General features: G+C 53.0%; 18 protein-coding genes. 14 read left to right on the top strand and 4 right to left on the bottom strand.

What is annotated here, in order from left to right; translation table 11 throughout:
• Positions 1-2: 2 nt before the first annotated feature.
• Together ACEVG1_RS10670 and ACEVG1_RS10665 are read right to left on the bottom strand one after the other, a co-directional pair.
• Positions 3-884, bottom strand: coding sequence for a sugar phosphate isomerase/epimerase family protein (locus ACEVG1_RS10670; RefSeq protein WP_374743652.1), 882 nt, complete (start codon positions 882-884; stop codon positions 3-5).
• Between the two features lie 39 nt (positions 885-923).
• A complete protein-coding gene (locus ACEVG1_RS10665) occupies positions 924-2,867 on the bottom strand; it encodes a heavy metal translocating P-type ATPase (RefSeq protein ID WP_374743651.1) in 1,944 nt (647 codons plus the stop codon).
• A gap of 169 nt (positions 2,868-3,036) precedes the next feature.
• Between ACEVG1_RS10665 and ACEVG1_RS10660 the strand changes: the two genes are divergently transcribed.
• The 9 genes from ACEVG1_RS10660 (at position 3,037) to trxB (ending at position 9,235) form a co-directional block, all read left to right on the top strand.
• Positions 3,037-3,585, top strand: a complete 549-nt coding sequence (locus tag ACEVG1_RS10660) for an RNA polymerase sigma factor (RefSeq protein ID WP_374743650.1) — start codon at positions 3,037-3,039, stop codon at positions 3,583-3,585.
• Between the two features lie 16 nt (positions 3,586-3,601).
• Positions 3,602-3,991: a DUF948 domain-containing protein gene (locus tag ACEVG1_RS10655; RefSeq protein WP_374743649.1), complete on the top strand. Its 390-nt coding sequence runs from the start codon at positions 3,602-3,604 to the stop codon at positions 3,989-3,991.
• A gap of 16 nt (positions 3,992-4,007) precedes the next feature.
• A complete protein-coding gene (locus ACEVG1_RS10650; protein ID WP_374743648.1) occupies positions 4,008-4,235 on the top strand; it encodes a hypothetical protein in 228 nt (75 codons plus the stop codon).
• Positions 4,236-4,339: 104 nt separating this feature from the next.
• Positions 4,340-4,939 carry a YceI family protein gene (locus ACEVG1_RS10645; RefSeq protein ID WP_374743647.1) on the top strand — a complete coding sequence of 200 codons (600 nt, stop codon included), beginning with the start codon at positions 4,340-4,342 and terminating at the stop codon, positions 4,937-4,939.
• Between the two features lie 84 nt (positions 4,940-5,023).
• Positions 5,024-5,620 (top strand): DUF1080 domain-containing protein, encoded by a 597-nt coding sequence (locus ACEVG1_RS10640; protein WP_374743646.1) that lies wholly within the window; start codon positions 5,024-5,026, stop codon positions 5,618-5,620.
• Between the two features lie 114 nt (positions 5,621-5,734).
• Complete coding sequence (locus tag ACEVG1_RS10635) at positions 5,735-7,018, top strand: serine hydrolase domain-containing protein (protein ID WP_374743645.1); 1,284 nt, start codon at positions 5,735-5,737, stop codon at positions 7,016-7,018.
• A gap of 22 nt (positions 7,019-7,040) precedes the next feature.
• On the top strand, positions 7,041-7,202 hold the full coding sequence (locus tag ACEVG1_RS10630) for a hypothetical protein (RefSeq protein ID WP_374743644.1): 162 nt from the start codon (positions 7,041-7,043) through the stop codon (positions 7,200-7,202).
• Between the two features lie 52 nt (positions 7,203-7,254).
• On the top strand, positions 7,255-8,190 hold the full coding sequence (locus ACEVG1_RS10625; protein WP_374743643.1) for an exonuclease domain-containing protein: 936 nt from the start codon (positions 7,255-7,257) through the stop codon (positions 8,188-8,190).
• A 91-nt stretch (positions 8,191-8,281) separates the two neighbouring features.
• Positions 8,282-9,235: a thioredoxin-disulfide reductase gene (gene trxB, locus ACEVG1_RS10620; protein WP_374743642.1), complete on the top strand. Its 954-nt coding sequence runs from the start codon at positions 8,282-8,284 to the stop codon at positions 9,233-9,235.
• A 14-nt stretch (positions 9,236-9,249) separates the two neighbouring features.
• Here trxB and ACEVG1_RS10615 read toward each other — a convergent pair whose 3' ends face one another.
• Positions 9,250-9,750, bottom strand: a complete 501-nt coding sequence (locus tag ACEVG1_RS10615) for a rhodanese-like domain-containing protein (protein WP_374743641.1) — start codon at positions 9,748-9,750, stop codon at positions 9,250-9,252.
• Positions 9,750-11,090 carry an MBL fold metallo-hydrolase gene (locus ACEVG1_RS10610; RefSeq protein ID WP_374743640.1) on the bottom strand — a complete coding sequence of 447 codons (1,341 nt, stop codon included), beginning with the start codon at positions 11,088-11,090 and terminating at the stop codon, positions 9,750-9,752. The genes ACEVG1_RS10615 and ACEVG1_RS10610 overlap by 1 nt, the downstream gene beginning before the upstream one ends.
• Positions 11,091-11,163: 73 nt before the next feature.
• Here ACEVG1_RS10610 and ACEVG1_RS10605 point away from each other — a divergent pair, with 73 nt between their 5' ends.
• The 5 genes from ACEVG1_RS10605 to ACEVG1_RS10585 all read left to right on the top strand — a co-directional run bounded on the left by ACEVG1_RS10605 (position 11,164) and on the right by ACEVG1_RS10585 (position 20,749).
• Positions 11,164-12,048 (top strand): hypothetical protein, encoded by an 885-nt coding sequence (locus ACEVG1_RS10605; protein ID WP_374743639.1) that lies wholly within the window; start codon positions 11,164-11,166, stop codon positions 12,046-12,048.
• A 315-nt stretch (positions 12,049-12,363) separates the two neighbouring features.
• Complete coding sequence (locus tag ACEVG1_RS10600; protein WP_374743638.1) at positions 12,364-13,416, top strand: LacI family DNA-binding transcriptional regulator; 1,053 nt, start codon at positions 12,364-12,366, stop codon at positions 13,414-13,416.
• A 140-nt stretch (positions 13,417-13,556) separates the two neighbouring features.
• Positions 13,557-16,151, top strand: coding sequence for an alpha-amylase family glycosyl hydrolase (locus ACEVG1_RS10595; RefSeq protein WP_374743637.1), 2,595 nt, complete (start codon positions 13,557-13,559; stop codon positions 16,149-16,151).
• 23 nt (positions 16,152-16,174) lie between these two features.
• Positions 16,175-19,138 carry a SusC/RagA family TonB-linked outer membrane protein gene (locus tag ACEVG1_RS10590; protein WP_374743636.1) on the top strand — a complete coding sequence of 988 codons (2,964 nt, stop codon included), beginning with the start codon at positions 16,175-16,177 and terminating at the stop codon, positions 19,136-19,138.
• Between the two features lie 21 nt (positions 19,139-19,159).
• A complete protein-coding gene (locus tag ACEVG1_RS10585; protein ID WP_374743635.1) occupies positions 19,160-20,749 on the top strand; it encodes a RagB/SusD family nutrient uptake outer membrane protein in 1,590 nt (529 codons plus the stop codon).
• Positions 20,750-20,754: the final 5 nt, after the last annotated feature.

Here is a 20,754-nt window from a genome sequence, read left to right as displayed (position 1 = left end):
GCTTACGCCGACGTCATCCGGTCGAAAACAGCGCGCTGCTCATGCATAGACTTTACCTTATCAGCAGGATCGGTGTGGCATTCCAGCAATATCCATCCGCCATACTCCATGTGGGCAAGGTTCTCCAGCAATGCAGGGTAGGGATAGTCCGTACGGTCGAGTTCGCGCACATGTATGGTATCGCCAAAGCGGTCTTTCACGAGATTGAAGTTGTATTGGAAACCTTCCCCGTCCAGGTCCTGCGGATTGCAGTTCCAGCAGATGGTGGCATTGGGATGATCGGCATGGTCCATGATGGTTTTGATATTGGGAAGGTCTTGCGTTTCGTTGCCATGCACTTCCAGACGGAGTTGCTGCCCCAGATCGGCAGCATAGGCGGCAAGTTCGTTCAGCGCTGCGCCGATTTGCGCCATGGTTTTTTCGCGCGGTATGCCACTATGGAACGCATTGGGCTTCACTTTTACACCGCTGCCACCGATATCGGCACTCAGTTGGATGAACTCCTTGGTGCGTGCAATGGACGTCTGTAGCCGTTGCAGGTCAGGGAAATCGTACTGCTCGTTGGTGCCCATGCCCACGCATTCCACGGCACTATCGGCAAACCGATCCCTCACCAATCGCCGCTCGCGCTTGCCCATTTCGGGCGAAACGCCGTGCGCATGATCCACACGCAGCTCCACACCCGTCAAACCCGTGGCCGTACAGTTGGCAATGAGGGTGGGAACATCCCAATCCTTGCCCCACAGGTAAGTAACGAGCCCAAGTTTCATTTTGCTGGCAGGGTTGCTGCGAATAGCCGCCCATGCCGAAGCGGGTAATAAAGACGAACCAGCCAGCAACGACATCGCTTGGAGGAATTGTTTTCTGTCAATAGAATGCTTCATAATTGTGTTTTGGTAAGCAACAAATTTATAAAAAATAAGTTAGAACCGCATCCGCTGGATGCGTATGGCATTGCCAATGGCCAGTAAAGCAACGCCCACGTCGGCAAAAACGGCTTCCCACATGCCGGCCAGCCCGCCCGCCCCAAGGATAAGCACTATGGCTTTCACCGCGAAGGCCATCGTTATATTTTGCCAGACTATGCGGCGTGTGGCGCGGCCAATGCGTATGGCCGTCGGAATCTTGCCCGGACGGTCGTCTTGGATCACCACATCGGCGGTCTCGATGGTGGCATCGCTGCCCAGACCCCCCATGGCTATCCCCACATCGCTGAGGGCAACGACGGGCGCATCATTCACGCCATCGCCCACAAATGCGGCGCGGTGGTTTACCGATTTTATTTCGGTTAGCTTGCTCGCCTTGTCGGCGGGAAGTAGGTCGCCATATGCATCGGCAATGCCCAACTTGCCGGCGACCGCCCGTACCACCGCTGCGCGGTCGCCGCTAAGCATGGTAGGGGTAACGCCGAGTGCTTTCAGTTGCCTGATGGCATCTTCTGCATCGGCCTTTACTTCATCGGCGATGACGAGGTGCCCCACAAATTGGCCATCGTATGCTACCGCCACCACCGTGTCGGTTAACGTGTTTGTATCTACGTTGTACGTTATTCCGGATTGGTCGAGCAGTTTGAAACTACCCACCAGCAGTTGCTTCCCCTCGATGGCGGCCGCCATGCCAAGCCCGGCCATTTCTTCCACGCGCTCCAACGGCACTGACCCGTTGGTTGCGCCGACATAGTCGTGGATTGCCGTGGCCACGGGATGGGTGCTATGGCGCTCCAATGCGTCGACCCACCGGAGTATCGTTGGGCGATCGAACGAGTCGGCGATCAGGACCTCTTGTACGCGGAACACCCCTTTAGTCAATGTGCCGGTCTTGTCCATGACCACGTGCCGGACGTGCGCCAAGGTATCGAGGAAATTGCTGCCTTTGAAGAGGATACCGTGCCGGCTGGCGGCACCGATGCCGCCGAAATAGCCAAGAGGGATGGAAATGACCAACGCGCAGGGACAGGAAATCACCAAAAACACCAGCGCCCGGTACAACCAATCGTTAAATACATAATCGGCCACAAACAAAGCGGGCACCAGCACGATGAGTGCGGCCAACAACACGACAATGGGTGTGTAGACCTTTGCGAATTTCCGGATGAATAGTTCGGTAGGTGCTTTCTGTGCCGTGGCATCCTGTACCAAGGCAATGATGCGGCTAAGTTTGCTATCGGTATAAGCCGCCGTGATACGCACCTGGGCCACCGTATTCAAGTTGATCATGCCGGCCAATACCAACTCGCCTTTTTCTTTCGTGGCCGGTTTGCTCTCACCGGTCAGCGCAGCGGTATCGAACGACGCGCGTTCGGAAAGCAATTCGCCGTCCAATGCGAGTTTCTCGCCGGGCTTGAGCTGTATGGTCATCCCAACGGCGGCCTGTTCGGCTTTGAGGGTAAGGGGCGTGCCCGACTCGAGGACGGTGACCTCATCGGGCCGTTGGTCCAAAAGTGCCTTGATGTTGCCTTTAGCCCGGCGTACCGCCATACCCTGCAAATTTTCGCCCACCGTATAGAAGAGCATGACGGCCACGCCTTCGGGGTACTCGCCGATGAAAAAAGCTCCGAGCGTAGCGATGACCATGAGCGTGAACTCTGAGAAAAGTTCGCCTTTGGCAAAGGCTTGAAACATCTCCACGATCACGGGACCACCTACTGGAAGATAAGCTACCGCGTACCACACCAACCGTATCCAGCCTTCGAAGAATGTTGGCCGTGCAAGCCAGCCATTGTCAAAGGCGAGCCCGATGAGGAGCAAGATAAAGCTTATGATAGCAGGCAGGAAAAGCCCGAAGGTAGACCGGCTGGCACCGTGGTTATGACTTCCGCCATGCGCATGAGATGTGTCGCAGCAAGACACCGTATTCCCATTACCCATGATATACCGTTATAAAGACAACCATATCCAAAGATACACAAATTATCAAATATCGCCCGCGCGATGTGGTGTGGGGGATAAGAACAAATTGAAGTTTTATTGAAATGTTTTTAGCGCTTGTTCGTCTATATCGGTAGTTGGCAAATGAAATGACTAATCGCGTGGAAAGATGACCGATGAAAAGCAACGCAGGATCGCCGCTACGATAACGGCCTACGGCAAAGGATTGCTGGGCTTTATCCGGAAGCGGGTGAATAGCGACGCCGATGCCGAAGATATCCTGCAGGATGTGTGGTATCGGTTGAGTGCGGTCATCAATTCCTATCCGGTAGAGCAAGTGGGCGGGTGGCTTTACCGCGTGGCGACGAACCGGATTGTCGATAAGCGGCGGAAGAAAAGCGAGACGTTCTGGAAAAATGGTGTACCCGAAGACTCGGAAAAAAACGGGCCCGGAAGCATGCCCGTGGCTGTTGACGGCAATCCCGAGGCCAAGTATCAGGAACGCATGGTTTGGGAGCAGTTGTACCGGGCGTTGGAAGAATTGCCGGCAGCGCAGCGGGATGTGTTCGTTTGGCACGAGTTGGAACAGATTCCCTTTGCAGAAATAGCTGCATTTACCGGCGAACCGGTTGGTAAGCTGGTTTCGCGCAAGCACTACGCCGTCTTGCACCTGAGAAAGCGCCTGAAAATCTTTTATGACGAATTAACAGACAAGTAATTTAACTAGAATAAGTATGAAAACGTTGTTTAGAAGCAAGATGCGCTTCGTCCTCATCCCGATTATTGCGGTAGCTTTCGTCTTTTTGGTGGGTTTCCTCATCATGCACCTTTGGAATTACACCCTGCCGGTGTTGTTCGGTATCAGCGCCATCAATCTTTGGCAGGCCATCGCGCTGTTCTTTTTATGTAAAATCCTATTTGGTTTTGGCGGGGGCGGGCCGAGAAGGGGTGGCCCACGGTGGCGGAAAAAGGCGATGGGACGGAAATTTGACCAGATGAACGAGGAAGACAAAGCACGGGTACGTGCGTACATGCGGTCAAGATCGCACTGCTGGGAGGATATCGGCGACATGCCGGAAAAAGAGGTGCCGGAAAAAGAGGCCGGCGATGGTGAAACGCAATAAGTAAAAGGAGAAGCCAATGGCGACTGATATATTTATATTTAAGACTGGGGTGCATACCACGGCGCATGTACAACAGGTGGCGGTTTTATTTGGATCGGTTGGGGAGATAAAGCAATGGAGTTTCGATTTGGAAGACTGCGATAAGATTCTCCGGATCGTGGCGCTCGGTATCCGGCCCGGAGCAGTTGAACGGCTGTTGGCAGGGGCGGGGCTCGCCTGTGAACATCTGGCGTATGAGTTGTAAGGGCAGGTAAGTGGTCCCTGCGCCGGATGGCAATGAAAAAATTACACGCCCCGCGTGCGCTAGCAGGCTAATTGCTGATTATCTTTAACGCAAAATAGAAACTGATGAAGATAACCGTTGCCTCGTCACTGGTGGCTGTTGCCACGATTGTTGTATTTTATGCATTTGCGCCTTCCGCTGCGGAAGTTTTTAACGTGGATACCAGCCAATCGAAAATCAGCTGGGTTGGGCAAAACGTTGCCGGTGGGAAGCATACCGGCACCATCGGCTTGAGTAGAGGTGCATTGATGGTTGAAAAGGGTAAGCTGACGGGAGCTAGCTTTACGGCTGATATCGGTTCCATCGCGGTGACCGACCTCACTGGAGGACGGGCTACCCGGCTGGAAGACCACCTGAAAAATGAAGATTTTTTCGATGCCAAGCAATTTCCCGAGGCTACCTTTGGTGTCACGAAGGTGAGAGGGTCAGACAACGATGTAACCATTACGGGCGAATTGACCATCAAAGGCATTACCAGGTCCATCACGTTTCCGGCCGAGGTTCACCAAGTGGGAAGTACCCTGCACGCCACCGCGAAAGGCGTTAAAATAAACCGCACGCAGTTTGATATCAAATACCGCTCGGGGAACTTCTTCAGCGGGTTGGGAGACCGGGCCATTTTGGATGAGTTCGAGTTGGACATCGAACTGGTAGCGACAAAATAGCCGTTCAGGAAGCGTTTTGCTCCTTGCCATCGTGGTGCCGGAATAGGAGTGAATAAACAACTAACAGAAATATACTTGATGACCATGAATAGAAAATATCACTTAACAGCATTCCTGCTGATGCTCAGTATTGCGTCATTTGCGCAGTTCAAACCCTTATTCAATGGAAAGGACCTATCGGGATGGACCGTCCACGGCACCGAGAAATGGTACGTGGAAAATGGCGAATTGGTCTGCGAAAGCGGGCCGGACAAGCAATATGGCTACTTGTCTACGGAAACGTCTTACCATGATTTTGAACTGCGGGTGCGCTTTAAGTTGGAAGCCAATGGAAATAGCGGCGTGTTCATCCGCTCAGACATTGACGGCCTGAAAATCGAAGGGTGGCAAGTGGAGGTAGCCCCGCCAAATAACCATACCGGGGGTATCTATGAATCCTATGGCCGCGGCTGGCTGATCAAACCCGACCCCAGCAAGGAAAAAATCCTGAAGGCAGATGGCTGGAATACGATGAAAATACGCGCATCGGGGAACCAAGTGACCACGTGGCTGAATGGGAAGAAGATGGTTGAGCTTTCGGATGAGAAGATAGGAGCCGCAACGGGATTCATTGCCCTACAGATACATGATGGAGGTGGTATCAAGGTGCGGTGGAAAGACGTGTTGATCAAGGAACTCTAAGTGCCTTGCTCAGCGCTACGGCATGTAAGATAATAAGCCGGGGCATGCGTATTGATTTTCAATTAGTTGGAAATTTGCTTATTTTGCCCGCTGAATAACCAGCGATAGCGTAATATGAAAATCCTTTTGACCCTTGTATTTGCTGCAGTGGCCCTGTCACTGCATGCCCAGACCCCATCGTCCAAAAAATCTTCCCCGCTCATGCCGGCGCCTCCGGGCACGGTGGGCATGTCGCCGGAACGGCTGGCAAGGATTGATGCCATGCTTCAGGAATCGGTTGCCGAAGGGCAAATCCCGGGAGTGGTGGCGTTGGTGGCACGCAACGGCAAGATCGTATACCATAAAGCATTCGGTAGCGCCGATGCCGACCGCAAGCTGCAGCCGGACGATATTTTCCGTATCGCCTCACAGACAAAGGCTATTACCGCCACAGCGGTGATGATGTTGTGGGAAGAAGGAAAATTCCAATTGGACGATCCGATATCAGACTATATCCCCGAATTTAAAAATCCGCAAGTGCTGCAATCGTTCAAGTATAGCGATACCACTTTTACCACACGGCCAGCCAACAAGGAAATCACCATCCGGCACCTGCTCACGCACACATCGGGTATTGGGTATGGCGTAATCGACGGTGACGAGCGGATGAAGTTGCTTTATAAGAAAGCCGGTACCAAAGAGGTATTCGCTACCGACGAGGTACGCATCAGTGACTTGGTGAAGCAACTGGCCAAGCTGCCGCTGCACCACGATCCGGGCGAACGTTATACGTACAGCTTGGGCCTGGATGTGCTGGGCTATCTCGTCGAGATCGTGTCGGGCATGTCCTTTGACCGCTTCCTGCGCGAGCGGCTGTTCGATCCGCTGGGCATGGACGATACGTGGTTTTACCTGCCGGACAATAAGGCCCATCGCTTGGTAGACATACAATATAAGGTGGATGGCCAATGGGAAGCGTTTCCATACACGTTTTACGACCCGGATTACCCTGTCAAAGGTGCGCGGACATTTTTCGGGGGCGGTGCAGGATTAAGCAGTACGGCGAAAGATTATGCAACCTTCCTGCAGATGTACCTCAATGGTGGGGAGCTCAACGGTGTCCGCATATTGAGCCGCACCACGGTGGCTACCATCATGAAAAACCAAACAGGCAACCTGTTTGGCGGCGATGAAGAGGATTACGGTTTGGCTTTCGGAATGCTGACAGGGCAGGGGGTGGCCAAGGGGGGCTTGGGCGGCGAAGGTACGTTCGTGTGGGGTGGTTACTTCAATACCCAGTATTTCGCTGATCCCAGCGAGGGCATTATCGGTATCCTCATGAAACAAACCCAGGGGCCCACCAACGACCAGACAAGCTGGAAGTTCAGGCAATTGGTGGGTGCATCGATCGATGACTGATGCGCAAAGATAGCCCCTTGGGATGGAAAAATATCGTTATCTTTGCCGCCAAATGGAAGTCAAACAACCGGAAAGGGAAGATTATAGTTTTTGGACGAAGTACAAACGCTTTGCGGGGAATGAACTGCTGCTTTATCTGATCATGGTCGTAGGTATTCTGTTGGGACTTATTATTTTTAGTTGATCGTCGAATACGCAATACAACTCCTCAAACATCCGCAATAAATTATTTCTGAATGAACCTTAAATTACAACGCCCGTTGGCTTTTTTTGATCTGGAGACCACCGGTGTAAACATATCTGCCGACCGTATCGTGGAAATTTCTGTCCTGAAAGTATCGCCTGATGGAAGCGAAGCGGTGAAGACGCTGAAAATTAACCCTGAAATGCCCATACCATTGGAGTCGTCCGTCATCCATGGGATATACGACAAGGATGTAGAGGGGGCGCCCACATTCAAAGAGGTGGCGCCGGCGGTTGCCGAGTTTATAGGCGATGCGGACTTGGCTGGCTATAATTCAAATAAGTTTGATATCCCGATGCTGATGGAGGAATTCCTTCGGGCGGGGGTGGACTTCTCGCTGACCGGCCGTTTTTTCGTCGACGTGCAGAATATCTTCCACCAAATGGAACAGCGCACGTTGAAAGCGGCATACCGTTTTTATTGCGATAAGGACCTTGACAATGCACACAGTGCAGAAGATGATACACGGGCCACCTATGACGTGCTGCGATCGCAATTGGACCGCTACCAGGGGATTGAGTGGGAGGATAAGGCGGGCAACAAGTCAGTACCCGTGGTGAATGATGTGGAGGCGCTGCACCGTTTCACCAACCTAAGCCGGCCGGTGGATTTTGCAGGCCGCATGGTGTTCAACGATCAAGGCGAAGAAGTGTTCAACTTCGGTAAGCATAAAGGCCGGTCCGTCGAAGCGGTATTTGCCATGGAGCCCAGCTACTATGCATGGATGATGCAAGGTGATTTCCCGTTGTACACCAAAAAATGCTTGGATAGGCTGTGGCAGCGATTCCGGGCCAAACAGAAAGAGCAACGCCCGCAGCAACAATCCGCTAGGCAGGAAGGGGGGGAGAAGGATGACCGGCCGAAGCGGAAGCCGGGCCCTATCACCGACGACATGCTGAAGAACTTGCAGGCGAAATTTGGGAAATAGCCGCAAGGCATTCCTTACGCATGCCTGACAAACAACTATTGATTAATGGGGGTAAACCCGTATTTTTGCATCTTCACTTTTATTTATCACGATGTCACAAGAAACTGAACACGTAAAGTGCCTGATTATCGGTTCTGGTCCGGCAGGGTATACTGCTGCGATTTATGCCGCCCGTGCCGATCTGAAGCCCGTAGTGTATACCGGTATCGTACCGGGGGGACAGCTTACGCAGACCACTGATGTGGAGAATTTCCCTGGCTATACCGACGGCGTGCTGGGCCCGCAGATGATGGAGGATTTCCGGAAGCAGGCGGAGCGTTTTGGTACCGATGTGCGTTTCGGTTACATTACCGAAGTGGATTTTTCGGGCAGCGGCCATCGGATAGTGGTGGATGGCGAAAAGACCATTATCGCCGAGACAGTGATTATTGCTACCGGAGCGACAGCGAAATGGCTGGGGCTCGAAAGCGAACAAAAGTACAACGGGTTTGGCGTGTCCGCGTGCGCGGTGTGCGATGGCTTCTTTTTTAAGGGGCAGGACGTCGCTATCGTGGGAGCCGGCGATACGGCAGCCGAAGAGGCAACGTATTTGGCGAAGCTGGCCAGCAAAGTACATATGCTGGTGCGCCGGGATGAGTTCCGCGCATCGAAAGCCATGCAGCACCGGGTGCTGAATACGCCGAATATAGAAATACACTACCATACGGAAACCAAAGAGATCGTGGGGGATGGACAGAGCGTGACGGGTATAAGGGTATATAACAACCAGACCTTGGAAGAGGAGGTCATTCCCGTGACGGGCTTCTTCGTGGCCATTGGCCACAAACCCAATACCGAATTGTTTGTAGGGAAGCTGGATATGGACACCAACGGTTACCTGATTACCCAGCCGGACAGTACACGCACAAATATCGAAGGTGTATTTGCTTGCGGCGATGTACAGGACCACGTGTATCGCCAAGCGGTTACGGCTGCAGGAACGGGTTGTATGGCTGCCCTCGAAGCCGAACGCTACCTGGCAGCCAAGGAATTTTCCGTAGCCTAGTTAGGCATGCACGGTCAGTGCACCGGCGTGCCGCGAGTGAGCCACGGTGACCAGTTTTTATCGTATACGTGTACTTCGGTGGTTTGCACGTCATCGGCGTTATATACGGGGTTGCGTTGGTTTACCCATTCATAAATCCCACCGTATAGATTAAACACATGGCGATAGCCTGCTTTCAGTAGTTTTTCGCCAATCCGTTCGCTACGGTTGCCGATGGCGCAATAGACCACCACCGTGTCTGTTTTGGGGATATCGTACACTTCGCGCATGTCAAACCAGATGTAACCGACGTGCCTTGCACGGCGGATGTGGCTGACATCAAATTCTTCCTGCTCGCGTGCGTCGAGTACCACAGCACCCTGCTTCATCAGGACCGCAAGTTCATCGACGGTAATCGTCGGTATACTGTGCCGGTAGATGCTGTTCAGCCGTTCACTAAATTCCGGATTGGTGGTCGAATCTTGTAGGAAACCACCGCTGCAGGTTAGGCATATAACGGTCAAGGCCGACCACATTAACTTACAGGCTTAAATTCGTGGATGTGCGCACCGAAGTCTACCACCGTGGCATGGGGCAATGCTGCCGCTACGATGCTCGCCCCGATGGCCGAACGATAGCCCCCTGCACAATGCACCACAATTGTTTTGTCTGTAGGGAGTGCCGCTGCGTGTGCACGTAGTTCGGGGAGCGGTATTGGGATAGAACCGGAAAAAATGGGCTGCGCCGCCACTTCGTCACTATTACGGATATCGACGATCGTGTAGTTCTGGGGATTTTTGGCGAAGTGCCTTTCGTCGAATGATGCGGCTTGTACGGGACCACCGGTTATCACCGCCTTTCCGACCGCCTGCTGGTCATAACCTATCTTCGCTATTTTCGCTATAAGTGCTTGTAATTGTTGGGCATCTTCGGCCATGAGGTAGAACGCCTCACCGGGGTCGACGATGCTTCCCAGCCACGTCTCGAACCGCAGTCCATCGGGTACATTGATGGCCCCGGGTAAGTGCCCGGATTGGAACATTGTTTGCGGGCGCCCATCCACCACGAGCACATCCCTATCGCGTAGGGATAGGTCGTTCAACGTAAGGATGGCGTCGATACTGGCTTGGTAGGCCGGAGCGCCCTTTTTGTTGAGCATCACGTCATATTCGAAATAGCGCGGTATAAAGGGTTGTTGTTCCATGATCAATGCGACAAACTCATCTTCATCCATGGGTTGCAACGCATAGTTGCTGCTGATTTCGATTCCGATGGTACTGTGTCGGTTGTCACCCATGTTTTTTCCACACAACGAGCCCGGGCCATGGGCAGGATAGACCAAGACATCGGCGGGAAGCCGCATTAACTTTTCACGCGTGGAGCGGTACAACTGCCTTGCCAATGCAGCGGCCTTTTCGGTGATGTTACCCACCCGTTCACGTAAATCCGGCCGGCCCACGTCACCAACAAACAAGGTGTCGCCCGTGAACACCGAATGTGGTTTGTTTTGTGGGTCTATGAGTAAGATACAGATGCTGTCTGGGGAATGTCCGGGGGTGTTGAGGGCTTCCAACTGTACATTGCCCATGGCGATACGGTCACCTTCGTCAAACGGTTGATAGGGGTATTCCGCACCTACCAATGCACTGGTATACAATGTGGCCCCGATGGTCTGATGCAATTCCAAATGCGAGCTTACAAAGTCGGCGTGGGGATGTGTCTCGATTATGGCGGTGATTTTGGCGCCATGGTGCTCGGCGAAGTCGAGGTATTGCCGGGGGTCCCGCGCCGGATCGATTAACGCGATTTGATCTTCATTTCGTACGGCGTAGGATGCGTGCGATAGCCCCTCATCGTAAAATTGGTGTATATCCATCTGTGTGTGACAATTGTGTGTACAAAGATAGGGAAAATGTTTTTGCGCTGAATTAATTCGTATTTTGGCGGACATGTGGGTTGGCAAACAAATAGCGACATGGATAGGCTATTTCCTGCTGGCTGAATGTGCGGTGGGCCAAGTTAGCCCCACCATATTCGGTACGAGGGAAGCCAGGGGTAACATTGAAAACCCTGAAATCAACGAGGCATCGGGACTTGTAGCGGCGGTAGGGCACACGGGGCATTTCTGGACCCACAATGACAGTGGCGATGGGGCCAGGATATTCTTGATTGATGGTTCGGCACATCACAAGGCCACCTATTATTTGCAGGGGATATCAGCGTACGACTGGGAAGATATAGCGATGATGGAACGGGATGGCTGCCATTACTTGTTGATTGGCGATATTGGAGACAACCGCGGTCAACGGCCATACGTGCATTTGCACGTATTAAAGGAACCCACAGCTCCCATACGAACACCAATGGTGGATACGCTGCCGAATGAACAGGTCCGCTCGTTCGTGCTACGCTACGAAGATGGACCGCGGGATGCGGAATCACTATTCTTCGACCCACTAGACGAACAGTTGTACGTGATCAGTAAGCGCGAACTGGAGGTGGGTATCTATGCTACGGCACTACCTGAAATACCCGGTGATACGTTGATGCTCCGTAAAGTCGGTGTACTGCCCCACACCTTTATTACGTCCGCAGCGATCAGTCCCGATGGTACCGAAATGCTTTTAAAGAACTTGCTCCAGGTATTTTACTGGAAACGGAAGCCCGGCGAATCCATTGCAGAAATGTCCAGTCGCCCAGCCATGCTGCAACCCTATCAGCCCGAACCACAGGGAGAGGCCGTTGCCTTTGCGCCCGATGGCCAGGGCTATTATACGTTGGGGGAGGCCGTACTCGGCATGCAATCTGTTTTATATTTTTATCCACGGTACTGATCCGTACCGATATGCCGATAAACCACAAAGCTGTTACATTACCGGAAAGATGTCCCGTTGATAGCGATTACGGGTAGGGTTTGATTAACAACAAGTTATGATTGTTTGTTGAAATAGTATGACATATTCGGGAAAATTATTTGACGATGTCAGCTTAATTTCCATATTTTTATTGCACAAAACCAACTAATTATAAACTTAAGAAAGTCCTGGTTGTTCGTCGATCAGGACTTTTTGTTTGGCTCGTATGCGAGAAATGGACTAGGAATGTGTATAGTTGCACATTGATTGTGAAGGGTAACGAATGAATAGGCGATGGATACCGTAAACATAAAAGTGCTTGCCGAGCGGTTGGGGTTGTCGACCTCGACCGTATCTCGGGCGTTTCGGGGTAACAGTGACATCAATGCGAAAACCAAGCAACGTATTCTGGACGCTGCGGCGGCCATGGGCTATCAACCGAATTTATATGCCAGCAGCCTGCGCGACCGTAAAAGCCGGACCATTGCCATCATCGTACCCGAGTTTGCCAATAATTTTTTCTCCCAAGCCATCCATGGTATCGAGAAGGTGGCCCGCTCCAAGGGTTACCACACCTTGATCTACGTGACCGACGATGATTATGAAAAAGAAGCCGCATTCGTAGCCGACATCGGGAATGGTAGGGTAGAAGGTGTGGTGATGTCGGTATCGGGCGAGGAATACCAACATGGCTACCTTGATGTATTAACCAAGCGGAGCATACCGTTCGTCTTTTTCGACCGCTACTACGATGACGTACAGGCTACGCGCGTAACAGCGAACGACTACGCGAGTAGCTACGCGGCTACGAAGCACCTGATCGATAACGGCTGCAAGCGGGTGGCTTACCTCGTGGTCAATAAGCATGTATCGATTGGTAAAATACGCTTACAGGGCTACTTGGATGCGCTACGCGATGCAGGCCAGCAGTACGATGACGACCTGGTCGTGGAATGTACGAACGAAAAGCAAGAAATCGAGCGACGACTTCGGAATGCATTCTATAACCTGCGGCCCGATGGGGTGTTTGCCTCCGTGGAACGGCTGGCAATCGCTGCATACCGTTTCTGCCACCAAGAGGGCATTTTGATGCCGGCCGACCTGAAGGTGATCGGGTTCTCCAGCCTCGAAATTGCCGATCTGCTCCATCCAGCGCTGAGCACCATTACCCAGCCCGCATTCGATATGGGGGTGACTGCGGCGACGGCACTGTTCGATGCACTGGCCAGCGGGCTGAAATCGACGCCCGACAATCACCTCACCTTGGAGTCCATACTGATTGAGCGCCAATCCAGTGGCGCTGCCGCGGGAACACCTAACGACCCGAAAGGCCGTACGGCAACCTAAAACCAGCACCCAGAAAAAAATTACTTTTTTTTGGCAATTTCGAAATAATCCCTACCTTTACTTCTGTTTCGGGAACGTTCCCGAAAAATGAATGAAGGCTAAAGCCTTGGTTCTGAAGCTGATTAGATAACCGATTTGTGATGCAATTAACGTTTCGTAGTATGGTTTTGTTGCTGGTAGGTGTACCCATAGCCATGGGTTGCAGGAAGCATGCGGCCGATGATGGAAACCTGCCGGGCGACCCAGATGAGCCCATCAATGAGATCGGTCTCCTGACTTTTTCGCCGGCATTTCCGACGGATGGGGGCGAAGTTACCCTTCGATTCGACGCAACGAAAGGAGACGCCGGGCTAAAGGGATATCAGGATGATTGCTATGTCCATATCGGTGTTATTACATCGCAAAGCCAAGACGGAACCGACTGGAAATATGTAAAGACGGAATGGGCAGAAAACACGGCCGCAACGCGCTTGATAAGGAAGTCGGCCGACCGCTACGAGCTCACCCTCAGTCCACGGACATTCTTTGGCGTGCCGGCCGGCGAGGAAATCTTGAAGATAGCGCTCGTCGTGCGAAACGCGGACGGGTCGCAGGTGGCAAGGAACAGCGATGGGAGCGATCTCTATGTACCGCTTTTCGAAGCCGGTAAGTTAGCAGTACGGTTTGCGGCTCCCGAGATGCACCCGCTTTTCGAGCCGTCGCCCGCTGCCCGGGAATGGCTGGTTGGACAGGATATCAACCTTCATGCGCTTTCCTCTTCCGAGGCAGACCTGAATATATCGGTGAATGGCATTTCGCTGGCATCGACGAATGGTAAATCGCTCACCGCTTCCTACAGCCTAGCCGACGAAGGGAATTATACGTTTACGGTGAAGGCGACAGCTAACGGGCAGACCAGCGAAAGCAGTTTCTCCTTGTTGGTCGCTGGTGAGCCGGAAACGGCGGAACTTCCCGCTGGCGCTGCTGCCAACGGCGTGACATTCGGGAATGGGGGGACGACAGCCGTGGTTGCGCTGACGGCACCGGCTAAAAAATCGGTATACCTCATCGGCGACTTCAACGATTGGACACTGGGCACCGGCGGATTGATGAAGCAAACGCCCGATGGTAAGCATTGGTGGCTTGAAGTTTCCGGCCTCGACCCCAACGAGGCGTACGGTTACCAGTTTGTGGTGGACGGCCATCTCCGTATCGCCGACCCTTACACGGAGCTTGTGCTCGACCCTGCCAACGACCAATACATACCAGCAGCCACATTCCCGGCCGCTAAACGCTCGTATCCGCAAGGTAAAACAACAGGCCTGGTGAGCGTGATGCACGCCAACGCACCCGCCTACTCGTGGAAACATGGCGGCTTCCAACGACCGGATAAGCACGATCTGGTTATCTATGAGTTGCTTGTCCGCGATTTCATTGCGGCAGGCAACTACACCACCCTTGCAGACACGCTGGATTATTTGGACAATCTTGGCGTCAATGCCCTCCAGCTGATGCCGGTGAACGAATTTGAGGGTAATTCCAGTTGGGGATACAATCCGTCGTTTTATTTTGCACCCGATAAATACTATGGAACCAAGAGCGACCTGAAGCAGCTGATTGACGAATGCCACGGCCGTGGTATCGCGGTAATCCTCGACGTGGTGCTTAACCACTCTTTCGGCCAATCGCCCATGGTACAGCTGTATTTCCAAAATGGCAGGCCCACGGCGGAAAACCCATGGTTCAACGTGGAGCCGATGCACCCGTTCAATGTGGGTTATGATTTTAACCACGAAAGTGCTTATACCCAGTCGTTCGTAAAAGATGTGCTCCGGTTCTGGCTGGAGGAATACAACGTGGACGGTTTCCGCTTTGACCTTTCCAAAGGGTTTACCCAGACCAACTCGGGCACCTCCGATAACGCGGTGGGAGCGTGGAGTGCCTACGATGCATCGCGCGTGGCGATATGGAAAACGTACAACGACTTTATCCGGTCGGTCGACGGGGATAGCTATGTTATTCTGGAGCACTTCGCAGACGACCACGAAGAACAGGAATTGGCTGCCGAGGGCATGCTGCTCTGGAACAACGTGAACCATGCATTCAACGAAGCCACGATGGGGTGGCTTGACCATGCCAACTTCGACCGGCTGTTCCATACGGAGCACGGTTTCGACCAACCTAACCTCGTGAGTTACATGGAAAGCCACGATGAAGAGCGGCTGATGTATAAGAACCTGCAATACGGCAACAGTTCGGGCGGCTATGATACCAAAGCCGTGGAAACCGCATTGAAGCGGGTTGAAATGGCCGCTGCATTCCTGTTTGCTGCCCCCGGACCAAAAATGATCTGGCAGTTCGGTGAGCTGGGTTATGATGTTTCCATTGACGAAAACGGAAGGACAGGGGAGAAGCCCATACGCTGGGACTACAATCAGGGTAACCGTCGGGCACTATACCGCGCGTTCAGCCGGTTTATCCGGTTTAAAACAAACAACGAGATTTTCAGGGCCGGCCAAGCCGAATACGTATTGGGCGATGCCATCAAGTTCGTAAGCCTCACACATAGCGACCAACAAGTATTCATCATCGGCAATTTCGACGTGGTAGCCCACGAAGCGCAGGTACCGCAGCTCACCGCGGGGGCCTGGTATAACAACATCACCAACGTGACGGAAACGTTGCCGGCAGGGTACGGCGCGACGCTGCAGCCGGGCGAATACCGGATATACAGTAAAACCAAATTGAATAACTGAATATAGATTAAACCTTACACAACATGAACAACTATTCCATTAAGCGATTATTGATGCTTTCGGGCCTGCTGATGGTTTCGGCGGTGCTCGCCTATGCACAGAGTGGTGCGGTAAGCGGGCGCATCACCGATCAACAGCTTGTTCCCTTGGAAGGGGCCTCCGTGTCGATCCAGGAACTCGGCCTTACCGCCAGCACTTCCGGCACCGGTGAGTTTTCCTTTGCCGACGTGCCAAACGGCACCTACACCCTGGTGGCCACCTTTATCGGTTACGAAGCAGCCACCCAAACGGTGGCCGTTTCCGGCCAGCCGGTGCGTGTGAGCATCACGATGGTCACCTCGGCGGAGAGCTTGGAAGAAGTGGTCGTTATCGGCTACGGTACGCAGCGTAAAGGGGAGCTGACCGGTTCCATGACCACGGTAACCACCAAGGATTTCCAAAAAGGGGCCATCACCACGCCCGAACAATTGATTTCGGGGAAAGCTGCCGGCGTACAGATCACGCCCAATGGTGGCCGACCGGGAGCGGGTAGTACCATCCGTATCCGTGCCGGGGCGTCGCTCAATGCCAGCAACGACCCGCTCATCGTCATCGATGGGGTGCCGCTGTCCGGTGGCGGTATCGACGGCAGTCCCAATGCGCTCGGCTTGATCAATCCGAACGATATCGAGTCGTTCACCATTCTCAAAGATGCCAATGCAACGGCTATCTATGGGTCGCGTGCCTCCAACGGGGTTATCCTGATCACCACCAAAAAAGGAGTGTCAGGAAGGCCTAGAGTGAGCTTCAGCTCCCAGAACTCCGTCGCTACATTGGGGCGTCGGCTGGATGTCCTATCGGCCGACCAACTGCGTAGCTATGTCGAAGCCAATGGTTCTGAAGCGCAAGTGGCCCAGCTGGGCACTGAAGATGTCGACTGGCAAGACGTGGTGTACCGAAATGCCTTTGCTACCGACAACAACCTGAGCGTATCCGGCACGTCGGGCTTCCTTCCGTACCGTGTGTCGGTAGGGTACCTCCGGCAGGATGGTATCCTGCAGCGCGACGAGATGGACCGCACCAGTGCCGCCATCAGCTTGAGTCCCAAGTTTTTCGACAATCACCTCAAAGTCGACCTCAACCTGAAAGGATCGATGCAAAATTCGATGTATGCAAACCAAGGGGCGATATTCAACGCGTTGCAGTTTGATCCCACCCATCCCATACACGAGGAGAATGCGTTCGGAAACTTCTTCGAATGGATGCAAGGCGATATCCCACACCCGCTGGCGCCGCGTAATCCACTCGGCCTCATCGAGCTTCGGGATGACGATGCGCGGGTAAACCGGAGTTTCGGAAACGTCCAATTGGATTATTCCTTCCATTTCCTGCCCGAATTACACGCAAACGTCAATTTGGGTTATGACGTGTCCAGGGGAAAAGGCGATGTGTTCGTTCCCGCGCACGCCGCCCAGAACTTTTCCACACAGGGTACGCAAACGCGCTACCTGACAGACATCAGCAATAAAGTGGCCGAGTTTTATTTGAATTACGGCAAAACGTTTGAAGGGAACGTACGGAGCAACCTCGATGTGACGGCAGGTTACGGCTACTACGATTACAAGACCACGCGCAATAACTACCCGACGCTCCGGGCGGATGGTTCGGTATTAAGCACCCCGAATTTCCCGTTCGATATTCCGCAGAATCGACTGATATCGTATTACGGTCGCGCAATCTATACCCTCGCCGATAAATACATTTTATCCGGTACGCTGCGTACGGATGGTTCCTCCCGTTTCAGCCCGGAAAACCGTTGGGGTGTTTTCCCCTCGGCAGGATTCACCTGGCGCCTGAAAAACGAGGCGTTCTTCGCCGATGCGGCCAACCTCTCGTCACTCAACCTCCGGCTGAGCTACGGCAAAACCGGGCAACAGGATGGGATTGCCAACTACAGTTACTTGGCCAATTATTACCTGAGTACCGGCGAGTCGCAGTATCAGTTGGGCAACAACTTCTACCAGTCGTATTCTCCGATAGCCTACGATCAGGATATCCGCTGGGAGAGTACGGCGACCTACAACGCAGGGCTGGACTATGGCTTTTTAAATAACCGGATCAGCGGTACGGTCGACGTCTACTATAAGAAGACCGAAGACTTGCTGAGCGTGATCCCCATCCCGGTGGGTACCAATTTCAGTAACCTGCTGCTTACCAACGTGGGTAACATGGAAAATACGGGTGTTGAATTCAATATCAATACCATTCCCATACAACAGGATGACCTCACGTGGGAAGTGGATTTCAACTTCACGTATAACCACAACAAGGTGACCAACCTTACGGCCGTGGATGACCCCAACTACTTTACCGAGGTGGGGTATATAGAAGGGGGCACCGGGCAGAACGTACAGGTACACACGGTGGGCTATTCGCCGTTTACCTACCGCCTATATAAGCAGGTTTACCATGAAGACGGTACGCCACTGGAAGGTGTATATGAAGACCTGGATGGCAATGGCCTCATCAATGACCTGGACCGTAACCTGTATAAATCACCGCTTCCCCAATACATCTTGGGCTTCAGCACAGGGGTGGCCTACAAACGATGGAACATCAATACCGTGCTCCGCGCCAATATCGGCAATTACGTTTACGACAACATCACGTCGAATATGGCTGTCCGGAATAACGTCATCAATCCAGCCGGAATCATCAACAATGCGCCGGTAGATTTGTTGCACAGCAATTTCCAAACCAACCGTGCCATGAGTGATTACTACCTCCATAACGCGTCATTCCTGCGGATGGACAACCTGTCATTAAGTTATAACGTCGGCCGGTTGTTCACCAACAGCAGTGCCAACCTGCTCATTTCGGCAAATGTGCAGAACGTGTTTACCGTCTCGAAATATGACGGGATAGACCCCGAGGTGCAGAGCGGTATCGACAACCGGGTGTATCCGCGGCCGCGGACGTTTGTTTTAGGACTGAATTTGGGATTTTAATCAGCAGTTAACGAAGAGATCATGAAAAATAAGAAATATATGATGGTGTTGGGTGCGGTGATGTTGATGGCGTCTTGCCACAAATCGCTGGACCTCAAGCCGACGAATGACATCACGGCAGATGTGGTCTACAGTTCGCCAGAAGGTTACAAACAGGCATTCGTGAAAATATACGCCAGTTTCGCGCTGACCGGCGGCGGTGGGTCCGGATCGAGCGATCTTGGAGGCATCGATGCCGGTACGTCCGATTTCCTACGCTTGTATTGGAATGTGCAGGAGCTTGCTTCCGATGAAGCTGCTTGCGCTTGGGTGCAGGATCCCGGCATCTCCGACCTCAACCACCTGACGTGGAATGAAAACAACGTGCTGTTGAAGGGGCTCTATACGCGGTCGCTTTACCAGATCACGGTGGCCAATGAGTTCCTACGTGAAAGCACGGATGAAAAATTGAGCAGCCGCAACATCACCGAAGCCGATGCCGAAGAGATCCGTGCGTACCGGACCGAAGCCCGGTTCCTGCGCGCCTACCAGTACTGGGTGCTGATGGACCTTTTCGGTAACCCGCCGTTTATCACCGAAGCCGATGCCATCAGCAAGGTGCCGCCGCGCCAGATTCCACGTGCAGAGCTGTTTACCTATGTAGAGTCCGAGCTGTTGGCTATCGAAAGCATGATGGTGGAACCGCATCAAAACGAATACGGCCGGGCCGATAAGGCCGCGGCATGGCTGCTCCTTGCCAAACTATACCTCAATGCCGAGGTCTATCTCGGCGAAGGGAACGGCAAATACGGCGAAGCCATTACTTACAGCAATCGGGTCATCGAGTCGGGTTATACACTGGAGCCTACGTATGCCAACCTGTTCCTGGCTGACAATGATCAACACCGGAATGAGATTATCCTATCCATCAACTATGACGCGGTGAACTCCCAGAATTTCGGCGGCACAACCTTCCTGATCAACTCGTCTACAAACAGCGCGATGGACCCCGCGTCACTGGGCATCCCGAACGGTGGCTGGGGCGGCAACCGGGCTAAGGCTTCCCTTGTGGATAAATTTGATGACCTGACCGGGGCTACGGACAGCCGCGCCATGTTTTTCGGTGAAAACCCGGCAATACAGGATATCAGTTTGTTTGACCAGGGGATAGCGGTGATGAAATTCAAGAACGTGGACCGTAATGGTACTGCCGCGCCATCGAACGACGGCACGCAATGTTCGGTGGACTTCCCTCTGTTCCGGTTGGCAGACGCTTATCTGATTTATGCCGAGGCAGTGCTCCGCGGCGGCCAGGGCGGCGATATGGCTACCGCTGTAGCCTACGTGAACGAACTGCGTGAACGAGCCTTCGGCAACACCAACGGGAATGTAAGCAGCATTACGCTCGATTTTATTTTGGATGAACGCCTCCGCGAGTTTTATTGGGAAGCCCATCGGCGTACCGACCTGATCCGTTTCGGTAAGTATACCGGTAATGCATACGTATGGCCATTTAAAGGCGGTGCACAGGAAGGGATTGCTGTTGAGGCGTACCGGACCATTTTCCCGTTGCCTGCATCCGACGTGATCGCTAACCCGAATTTGGATCAGAATAACGGATATATTAAGTAATCGTG

This window comes from Parapedobacter sp. 2B3 (assembly GCF_041925275.1).
GTDB lineage: Bacteria > Bacteroidota > Bacteroidia > Sphingobacteriales > Sphingobacteriaceae > Parapedobacter > Parapedobacter pyrenivorans_A.
The sequence above is the reverse complement of the archived record's forward strand: the minus strand, read 5'-3'. Positions and strand labels throughout refer to the sequence as shown.

What these genes read in the sequence shown, in the direction of transcription:
- ACEVG1_RS10650 (WP_374743648.1), top strand. Translation starts at nt 4,008, where the DNA reads ATGGCGACTGATATATTTATATTTAAGACTGGGGTGCATACCACGGCG.
- ACEVG1_RS10595 (WP_374743637.1), top strand. Translation starts at nt 13,557, where the DNA reads ATGCAATTAACGTTTCGTAGTATGGTTTTGTTGCTGGTAGGTGTACCC.
- ACEVG1_RS10640 (WP_374743646.1), top strand. Translation starts at nt 5,024, where the DNA reads ATGAATAGAAAATATCACTTAACAGCATTCCTGCTGATGCTCAGTATT.
- ACEVG1_RS10665 (WP_374743651.1), bottom strand. Translation starts at nt 2,867, where the DNA reads ATGGGTAATGGGAATACGGTGTCTTGCTGCGACACATCTCATGCGCAT.
- ACEVG1_RS10600 (WP_374743638.1), top strand. Translation starts at nt 12,364, where the DNA reads ATGGATACCGTAAACATAAAAGTGCTTGCCGAGCGGTTGGGGTTGTCG.
- ACEVG1_RS10610 (WP_374743640.1), bottom strand. Translation starts at nt 11,090, where the DNA reads ATGGATATACACCAATTTTACGATGAGGGGCTATCGCACGCATCCTAC.
- ACEVG1_RS10645 (WP_374743647.1), top strand. Translation starts at nt 4,340, where the DNA reads ATGAAGATAACCGTTGCCTCGTCACTGGTGGCTGTTGCCACGATTGTT.
- ACEVG1_RS10605 (WP_374743639.1), top strand. Translation starts at nt 11,164, where the DNA reads ATGTGGGTTGGCAAACAAATAGCGACATGGATAGGCTATTTCCTGCTG.
- ACEVG1_RS10615 (WP_374743641.1), bottom strand. Translation starts at nt 9,750, where the DNA reads ATGTGGTCGGCCTTGACCGTTATATGCCTAACCTGCAGCGGTGGTTTC.
- ACEVG1_RS10625 (WP_374743643.1), top strand. Translation starts at nt 7,255, where the DNA reads ATGAACCTTAAATTACAACGCCCGTTGGCTTTTTTTGATCTGGAGACC.
- ACEVG1_RS10670 (WP_374743652.1), bottom strand. Translation starts at nt 884, where the DNA reads ATGAAGCATTCTATTGACAGAAAACAATTCCTCCAAGCGATGTCGTTG.
- trxB (WP_374743642.1), top strand. Translation starts at nt 8,282, where the DNA reads ATGTCACAAGAAACTGAACACGTAAAGTGCCTGATTATCGGTTCTGGT.
- ACEVG1_RS10590 (WP_374743636.1), top strand. Translation starts at nt 16,175, where the DNA reads ATGAACAACTATTCCATTAAGCGATTATTGATGCTTTCGGGCCTGCTG.
- ACEVG1_RS10630 (WP_374743644.1), top strand. Translation starts at nt 7,041, where the DNA reads ATGGAAAAATATCGTTATCTTTGCCGCCAAATGGAAGTCAAACAACCG.
- ACEVG1_RS10585 (WP_374743635.1), top strand. Translation starts at nt 19,160, where the DNA reads ATGAAAAATAAGAAATATATGATGGTGTTGGGTGCGGTGATGTTGATG.
- ACEVG1_RS10660 (WP_374743650.1), top strand. Translation starts at nt 3,037, where the DNA reads ATGACCGATGAAAAGCAACGCAGGATCGCCGCTACGATAACGGCCTAC.
- ACEVG1_RS10635 (WP_374743645.1), top strand. Translation starts at nt 5,735, where the DNA reads ATGAAAATCCTTTTGACCCTTGTATTTGCTGCAGTGGCCCTGTCACTG.
- ACEVG1_RS10655 (WP_374743649.1), top strand. Translation starts at nt 3,602, where the DNA reads ATGAAAACGTTGTTTAGAAGCAAGATGCGCTTCGTCCTCATCCCGATT.